The 7667-nt window shown below is 59.3% G+C and carries 12 protein-coding genes; 2 read left to right on the forward strand and 10 right to left on the reverse strand.

Going from position 1 to position 7667, the window contains the following annotated elements; translation table 11 throughout:
• Positions 1-4: 4 nt before the first annotated feature.
• The 5 genes from GCE01_RS16950 to GCE01_RS16955 all read right to left on the reverse strand — a co-directional run bounded on the left by GCE01_RS16950 (position 5) and on the right by GCE01_RS16955 (position 2535).
• Entirely contained in the window at positions 5-283 is a 279-nt protein-coding gene (locus GCE01_RS16950) for a hypothetical protein (protein WP_010505526.1), read from the reverse strand.
• A 27-nt stretch (positions 284-310) separates the two neighbouring features.
• Positions 311-805, reverse strand: coding sequence for a single-stranded DNA-binding protein (gene ssb, locus GCE01_RS16070; protein WP_099213639.1), 495 nt, complete (start codon positions 803-805; stop codon positions 311-313).
• A 171-nt stretch (positions 806-976) separates the two neighbouring features.
• Positions 977-1375, reverse strand: coding sequence for a hypothetical protein (locus GCE01_RS16075; protein WP_099213646.1), 399 nt, complete (start codon positions 1373-1375; stop codon positions 977-979).
• 173 nt (positions 1376-1548) lie between these two features.
• Positions 1549-2373, reverse strand: a complete 825-nt coding sequence (locus GCE01_RS16080; protein ID WP_099213640.1) for a hypothetical protein — start codon at positions 2371-2373, stop codon at positions 1549-1551.
• A 12-nt stretch (positions 2374-2385) separates the two neighbouring features.
• The gene (locus tag GCE01_RS16955; RefSeq protein ID WP_167386195.1) at positions 2386-2535 is read right to left on the reverse strand and encodes a hypothetical protein; all 150 of its coding nucleotides are present in this window, start codon (positions 2533-2535) and stop codon (positions 2386-2388) included.
• A gap of 85 nt (positions 2536-2620) precedes the next feature.
• Here GCE01_RS16955 and GCE01_RS16085 point away from each other — a divergent pair, with 85 nt between their 5' ends.
• The gene (locus GCE01_RS16085; RefSeq protein WP_099213647.1) at positions 2621-2974 is read left to right on the forward strand and encodes a hypothetical protein; all 354 of its coding nucleotides are present in this window, start codon (positions 2621-2623) and stop codon (positions 2972-2974) included.
• A gap of 222 nt (positions 2975-3196) precedes the next feature.
• A complete protein-coding gene (locus GCE01_RS16090) occupies positions 3197-3790 on the forward strand; it encodes a nuclease-related domain-containing protein (RefSeq protein WP_099213641.1) in 594 nt (197 codons plus the stop codon).
• Between the two features lie 11 nt (positions 3791-3801).
• Here GCE01_RS16090 and GCE01_RS16095 read toward each other — a convergent pair whose 3' ends face one another.
• The 5 genes from GCE01_RS16095 to GCE01_RS16115 form a co-directional block, all read right to left on the reverse strand.
• Positions 3802-4167 (reverse strand): hypothetical protein, encoded by a 366-nt coding sequence (locus tag GCE01_RS16095; protein ID WP_099213642.1) that lies wholly within the window; start codon positions 4165-4167, stop codon positions 3802-3804.
• Positions 4168-4234: 67 nt separating this feature from the next.
• Positions 4235-4627: a hypothetical protein gene (locus tag GCE01_RS16100; protein WP_099213643.1), complete on the reverse strand. Its 393-nt coding sequence runs from the start codon at positions 4625-4627 to the stop codon at positions 4235-4237.
• On the reverse strand, positions 4627-4998 hold the full coding sequence (locus GCE01_RS16105; RefSeq protein WP_099213644.1) for an ABC transporter substrate-binding protein: 372 nt from the start codon (positions 4996-4998) through the stop codon (positions 4627-4629). The genes GCE01_RS16100 and GCE01_RS16105 overlap by 1 nt, the downstream gene beginning before the upstream one ends.
• Before the next feature lie 86 nt (positions 4999-5084).
• Entirely contained in the window at positions 5085-5582 is a 498-nt protein-coding gene (locus tag GCE01_RS16110) for a MucR family transcriptional regulator (protein WP_015074916.1), read from the reverse strand.
• Between the two features lie 282 nt (positions 5583-5864).
• The coding region (locus GCE01_RS16115) for an ATP-dependent helicase (protein ID WP_099213645.1) at positions 5865-7667 on the reverse strand (1803 nt) is incomplete at its 5' end.

A 7667-nucleotide genomic window follows, 5' to 3' on the forward strand; every position in this document is an offset into this window, starting at 1 on the left:
TACGTTATCCATTGGTTTTCGCCTCCGTCTTGTCCTCAGGATAGGGGATATACGCCAGAAAAGTCAAAGAAATTGCCTCAAGCGCGGCTCCCAGAAAAAAGCAGGTGACGGCACGCATGGGGGTCAACGGTCCTGTCCCGGAGATGAGTGGGGTCACGATGCCAAGCCCCCACGCGCTGAGGGCGAATGTCTGAAGGACGCTGGCAATCGCCTTGTAGCGGTCTTCCTTGTGTTTGGAGCGCTGCGGCGGGGGCAGCAGCGCCATGAGGCGGTCTTTGTTCATCTGGCGCTACGCTCCTTTTCCCCGGCCTCAAAATGGGATTTCGTCATCGAGGTCGTTCCCGCCCGGTGCGTCCCAGCCCGCATTGCGGTTTCCGTTGCCAGACGATCCCCCGGACCGGCCGCCACTGCTTGCACCAGCAAAGCCGCCCTCGCCTTCATCGCCATTGCCCCGGTTGCTGTCGATCAACACCAGCTCACCCCGGAAACGGTCAATGACAACCTCTGTGGTGTAGTGCTCCTGACCGCCCTGATCTGTCCATTTACGGGTACGGAGTTCGCCTTCGAGATAGACCTTGCGGCCTTTACGGAGGAACCGATCTGCGACGTCCCCCAGACGCTCATTAAAGATGACGACCCGGTGCCATTCGGTGCGCTCACGGCGTTCGCCGCTCTGGCGGTCGTTCCATGTGTCAGACGTGGCGAGCGGGAAGCTCACGACCTTGGACCCGGATTGCATATTGCGGACTTCCGGGTCTTTACCAAGGTTGCCAACGAGAACGACTTTGTTAACGGAACCAGCCATGAGAGCCTCCAAGACTTAGGGAACGTATCGACTGGACTTGTTCGGCGTTATTGCCTCTGTCCATGAATAGATAATAGGTTTTTACTTGGTTCCAGTCAACGAAAAACGGCAGAAAACCGCCGTTTTCAAAGAAATAAAGCCAACGGAAAAGGCGTTTTACTTGTTGATTACTCAATGGGTATTTGATGTTTTCCTAGACCCATCCTGCCCGTGCGGCGAGCACACTGACGGCGACGAGAGTGGAACGACGGTGGCGTTTTCCTGAGCCCATCCTGCCACCGGCCAGGACGGGCGACGGGACAGGCCGTCAAGCCCGGAGCGTCCCGAGCAAGGGGGGCAGGCTTGCGGCTGATGCGGGGTCGCGTGCGGCCCTGCAGCAGACGCGGGCCTGACACCTGCCGCCGAGGGTCGCGCAGTGGCTTTACGGACTGGCACGGCGACTGTCAGACTGAACGCTGGATGCGAGGCCGCCGTCGTGGAACGTGCCTCCCCGGACGGTCCGCAGGACTGGCCGGGGAGGTTGAGGAGCCGTCTCACGAACAGATCACCCAGACCAGGACCGTCCGTCATCGGAAAAGGATGCGGGTGAACCGTTACCCGAAAGGGCCGAGACGCAGGGACCAGACGCCCGACCAAGGGCGGCTGGACCCTGTGGCTCGGTCGAACTTGGCGACGCAGGAGCCTAGTGAGATAGGGTGAGCGAACCCGTTAGGGCCGCCCCGATCCTGCTTTTCTTCTGCCCATTATATCACCCACGGGTCTGGATCGAAGAGATCGAAAAGGATGTCTTTTCCCTCCCCGCTCTCCTTCTGCGTCTTCCTTTTCAGAATCTTCCGCTCCTGACGGGCCTTGCGCCTTTTCTTCTCGTCAGCCTTCCAGCAATCCCGCAGGACAGCACGCAGTTCGGGACACCGTGCGCTGATCTGCCCGTAAGTCTGACGCTGAAACCGGGCCACGCCGCCGAGACGGTCTATCCGTGTCATCAGAGTGAATCGTCCGAGTGTCGGATAGAAAACCACGCCGAGACCGTCCTGCGCGTCGGGTGTTGAAGGCAGCCGGAGAAAGAGGGTGGCAAAACCGTCCGTCGTCTGAACCCAGCCGGGCTCTGGCCCAGTCAGTTGCCGCAACGGCATCAGGTCAAAGTCAGGGCAGTTCTCGGTTACGGCCGCTGTGAGGGCGGGAGACCTGTGCCAGAAGTTTGCGCAGCACCCCGCCCATTCCTGTGATGCGTCCGTTGGAAACAGGATCGAGAAGACGATAGTAAGGTCAGCTTCGTACACGAGCTGGCCTCCCTCCCATTTGGCGAAGTCCGGATCATCGAAGCAGTCAAAATACTCCATGCCGCGGATAGCGATGTCCGGATACTCGTGAGCAAGGCCGTGCCCGTGACCGAGGAAAGAGGTTCCAATCCCGTTTTCGAGGGTCATCACCAGTGTGGTGTCGGTCTCCCACGCCATCTGGTCTGGTGCACAGGTCCGGTAGGCGCGCTCTCCGGCGATCTGGCGCAGACGGTCCTGCGGGCCGGTGAGCGTGAAGACTGTTGTGACGGGAGTAGCCACGGAAAGCATCCTTTTCTTTTTTCAGATGCTCTCCCGCAAGGCGCAGACGGCTGGACGGGACAATGGCGCGCCCTCCAGGGCGCGGGCCGCGTGCGGCCGAACCATTGTGGCGGCCAGACGGCCTGTGGCGACTGGACTTCCTTTTCTCGCCCCTTCCCTGCCTGTCCCCACCAGCAACTCCTCTATCCTTCATCTGTTTCTATGGATGTTCAACCAACCGGCCTCGCCGGAGCCTATTGAGAAACAGGATGCTTTTATGAAAACTTCCCTGATGATTGCCGCTGCTGCCGGACTTCTGGGAACAACACTTGCTTCCGCCCAGGCAGAGCCGGGTGGATGCCTCAAGTACGGTGCCGCAGGCGCCGTAGGTGGCCATGTTGCCAACCATCATGGTGTTCTGGGCGCCACGGGCGGATGCATCACCGGTATGTACGTCCGACATGAATATCGGAAGGAAGCACGTCACAAGGCGGCGCTTTATGACAAGGATCATCCAGGAGCCAAAGGCTCCTATGAAGAGAAGGCCACGGCCTATGACGTGGAGCATTCCACAAAGCCGGGTCAGATGAATGGGACTGCGGCCGAAGCGCCGAACGGTCAACCGCAGTAAAAGCCACTCTCCCGTATGGGATCAGAAAGGCCGGGCTTTGCCCCGGCTTTTTTTTGTCTTCTTTTTCTGCTTTGGCGCTGCTGGATGGGTCTCTGGGTAGCGGTCCGTAAGAACGCTGTCCCTCAGCGTATAAGTCGCAGGCCGAAGGCCTAGTCTTACCCTCAGTACAGATACAGGGGAGAACAGGATGACGACTTATTCTCACAAACGGGAATACCACCAGTGGTTCGCCTGAGGCTGAGGCCCCGGGGTGGGCCTTCGCGCGTTGAGCGGAGCGACAACGCGCACGCGGCCTGGAAGAGCCTTCAGGCAGAACTCAAAGGTGCGAAAGGCGAAGACAGGATCCGAACCCTCCTGAACGAACTCGGACAGCCCAGTCTCCACGACGTTCATCTACCTAAAGCCTCGGGGGAAGGCACAACCCAGATCGACCATCTCGTCCTTTTGCCCCGTGCCCTCATGGTCATCGAGACCAAGCACTATGCGGGCCATCTGAGCGGGCATCCAAATGACGAATACTGGCGCCAACGTTTAGGCAAAGAAGAAGAGGGCCGGCTGATCTACAGCCCTCTTCGCCAGAATGCGGGCCATTGCGCAGCCGTCCGCGCTGTGACGTCACAGGCCTGTCTGGATGTGGAGATCCTGAATCGCGTGGTCCTGACAGGGCGCGCCAGCGTGACGCCCGCCCTTCAGGCCAGTGTCAGAACCCCGAACGCCCTCGCCGACGAACTGCGACACAACTGCGGAGAGGCGTCAGGACTGATGATGGGCTTGTGGCAGAGGATCGTGCGCGTCGCCCATCACACAAAGAGATAGGCGATAGCGTCTTATTCCACGGCAATACCGATGGCGGCCGCTGTATACCGGGTTGTCGGAAGGATCCGGACAACCACCTCCCCGCTAACGTCGGAGAGATACAGCAGCCCGTCTTTCGGGCAGCCCAAAGGGCGTCCATCAGGATCGAGCACCAGGCGAAGGCTGGTGATCGGGCTGACTTCATAAACATGATGCTCGTCCCAGGAGACGAACGCATGCGTCCGCCCTTTTTCGACCACCGTATGCAGCGTTCCCGGGAGAATACCTCGGGTTTTCTGCTTCAAACGCTCTGACATGAACTGACCAACAGCCTCTTTCTGCTGCTCGGTCAGGCTCTCATATGTGCAGGGGGCGGGATAGATCGGTTCACCAGTCACGCGGCCAGTCCTTCCTTGCTGAGATGGATAAGGAAAGCCCCAGAGGGGTCTCCTTTATCGAGACAGGTTAGTGTTTTGCCGACGCCTGGCGTTGCTCGTCAATAAAGTCCGTGACGTCTTTCAGGACGCCATCCGGAATTTCCTCACCGTCATCAAGATCAACTTCGAGACCTTCAGCCGGTGCTTTCGTGCTGCCAGCAGACAGGCCAAGACAGAGATCTGGGTCTTCGGGATCGTAATCGACCCGCACAGCCCATCCATCCGACAGAAAGACGAAATCGCTGAGCAGTCCGTCCTCTTCGAGATCGTCGTCATGCTCATCCTCAGCCTCGGATGGCAGATCGGAGGCCTTGCAGACACCCGCATACAGGCCAGGAAAGGCCGTGTTCAGAGCATCCACAACCTGCTGGGTCTGCGGACGGAACGGTCCTACCTTTGAAACCGGCATCACATCACTCATCAGTTCAGCTTCCAGCAGGTGGAGGTCACATGCTGACTGAAGGTCAGACGCGTATTGCCATTATGATCACCAATCAGCTCGCACCGCACCCAGGTGTAAGGCTGTGCCGCACCATTATCCTTCTGGAGGATCAGGATATTGCCCTCCTCGCCTGCGCTGGAATGGATGAGATAATTCTTGTTCAGAAGATCCTGAAGGCTGTCAGGAATGGCTGCAAAAGACGTCGACACAGAGGCCGCATGGCCTTTGGACGTTGGTTTCGGGGGCGCAAACCCCATACTCCCAAGCGCGGGATCGAGGGCCATGGCTGGCGAAAGCGCAGCGGCCGTGAGGCCGGCTGCCAGGGCGAGAGAAGAAAGAAGGCGGGTCACGGTCTGTCCTTGCGGTTCATGGGATCTGAAAAGATCGCTTTACCCCGCAAAGGTAAAGACCGCTTCTGCGACTTCTTAAAAGAGACTCAGCCCTTTGCAGGGCGTCCGCGACGCTTCTCCGGGATTTTCCGCACGGGCACCTCAGGCTCGGTCTCTTCGGGCTCAGGTGTAGGCTGGCTCCGACCACCCTTCGCGGTCCCAAGACCGATCTGATGAGCCAGCTCGGTCCGATGCCGTGAATATCCTGGCGCCGTCATGGGATAGTTGGACGGCAGTCCCCATTTTGAGCGGTACTCATCCGGGGTGAGATTATAGACGCTCTTGAGATGGCGCTTGAGCATCTTCAGCTTCTTTCCGTCTTCGAGACAGATGATGTAGTCCTCGAACACGGACCGCTTCGGATGGACGGCCGGGACCAGCTCAACTGGTTCTGGCTCCGGCGGCTGGCCGGCCGACGCAAGGGCTGTATGAACACTGCGGATCAAATCAGAAATCTGCTCTGCGGGAAGTTCATGGGCACTCACATAGCTTTCCACAATATTGGCTGTCAGACGCCGAAAATCTGTCTCACTATTTGAGGTCATTACAAATTCCCTTTTCAAATTTCGACTGTGCAAGATGGCACTCTATACAAAAGATAGCCTGACAAGTCACTGAGGCCGCGTGGTTCGCGGCATGGGAGCGGGCACAACACCTCGTCCCAGATGACGATGTTCGGAACAAGAGTGTGTATCGCCTTTCGGTCCGGTGAACCCGAAAGCTGCGCCCTTCCCGCAAACCTCGCAGTCATAAAGCCAGCCGGACTTCGTCCTGGGCCGATGAGAGATATAAGGCCTGTCGTCAGAACTGTGATGATCGGACATCCCTTAAAACCCCATGGCATCAAGAGCGGCCGCCGTGTGGCGGAACCGGCCCCCTGCCTCTCTTCTCTTCGATTGCCCCTGCTGGCGCAGCCAGCCCGTCACGCGATGCTCGGCTGGGATTTCCTCAATGAAGCCTGACGGCCTCGCTGAAACACCCTGACGATAGCCGACACTGCTGATCGTGGCCTGCTGCATGGCCCGGGTCAGCGACACATAGGCCAGACGGCGCTCTTCCTCATAATTGCGCTCGCCCATCCCCGGAAAGACTGTCTCCTCCCAAGCTGGCAGGAAGACGTGGGGAAACTCCAGACCCTTAGCCCGATGCATGGTCATGAGCTGCACCCGGTCGCGTCCGCGCTCATTCGGTGAGGCCGTGGCAAGGGCTGCGTGCTCCAGAATATCCTGAAGCTGGGTAAAGCCCTCGGCCAGCCCGACCAGCTCGGACAGGTTCTGCAAGGCCGTCTCCCCCTCTTCGGACGCGGCCTCCCGCCACATCGTGTAGTAGCCCGTCTCTTTCAGAAGCGTATCGAGGCGATCGCAAAGCCGCATGTCCGGGATCTGCCCGATCCGGGAGACCGTCTCACGGAAAGCAAGCAGGCTGTCACGCACCTTGGAGGGAAGCGTTGCCGTAGTGACGGCCGCACACAGGCTGAGGCCGCGATCCTGCGCCTCCTGCTCGATCTGGCCAAGCGCCTTGGCGCCAAGGCCGCGCCTGGGCACATTGGCCACGCGCCGGAACGCCTCATCGGACTGGCGACTGTCCGGACAGGCCGCCAGCATCAGGAAAGCCAGCGCGTCCTTCACCACGGCGCGATGATAAAAGCCGACATCGCCGATGATCTCGTACGGGATGCGCGCCTTGAGCAGCGCTTCTTCCAGCGAGCGGGACAGACGGTTAATCCGGTAGATCATCGCCATGTCATGCCAGGCCACACCTTCTGCCGCACGACGTCCCATCTCGGCTGCAATCGCGTCGGCCTCATCTGACGCATAATCGTAGGAGAGCACCTCAATCTTCTGACCGTCGCCCTTCTGGGTAAACAGCGTCTTCGGGATCCGGCCCGGGTCTCGCGCGATGATGGCGTTGGCGGCCTGGAGGATATGATGCGTCGAGCGGAAGTTCTTTTCGAGCTTGAAAAGTCTGGCCCCGTCAAACTCACGAACGAAGTTCCGGATGAAGCCAATTTTGGCCCCACGCCAGGAATATATTGACTGCGAATCATCGCCCACGGCAAAGAGTTCTCGTGAGTATTCAGACATATAGGTGAGCCACAGCATCTGTGCACGGTTCACGTCCTGAAACTCATCGGCCATCACGGAGGTGAAGCGCTGCGACCACCTGTCACGATAGGATCGGTCGTTCATCAGCGCAAGCGTTGGCCACATCAACAGGTCCGAGAAATCGGCGGCATTCTGCTCTCGCAGGGTCGCCTGATAGATCTGGTAGAGCCGGACAGCAAACTCCCAGCCTTCGACATCGACCATCTGACGCGCCGCACGGCGGCGCTCGATCAGCCCGCGCACCCAGGCCGGTGCGGCCTCAGGTGTCACGAGGTTCTCCTTCAGATGCCCGATCCGCTCGCCCATTGTCTTGACCTGTCGGACGTCACACTTCTTGCCTGTGTCCGGTTCGGGCACAGTATCCGGGTCCATGGCCTTCATGAGACGACGGATCATAGCCGTCGCATCGTCTGCATCGCGGATGTCAAAGCCCGGGTGTAACTGGGCAACCTCAGGCTCCGCCCGAAGCTGCCGCGCGCCGAGGCCGTGAAAAGTGCCAAGCCAGAACGGAGCCTGTCCCTCACC

Source organism: Gluconobacter cerinus (genome assembly GCF_002723935.1).
In the GTDB taxonomy this organism is placed as follows: Bacteria; Pseudomonadota; Alphaproteobacteria; order Acetobacterales; family Acetobacteraceae; genus Gluconobacter; species Gluconobacter cerinus.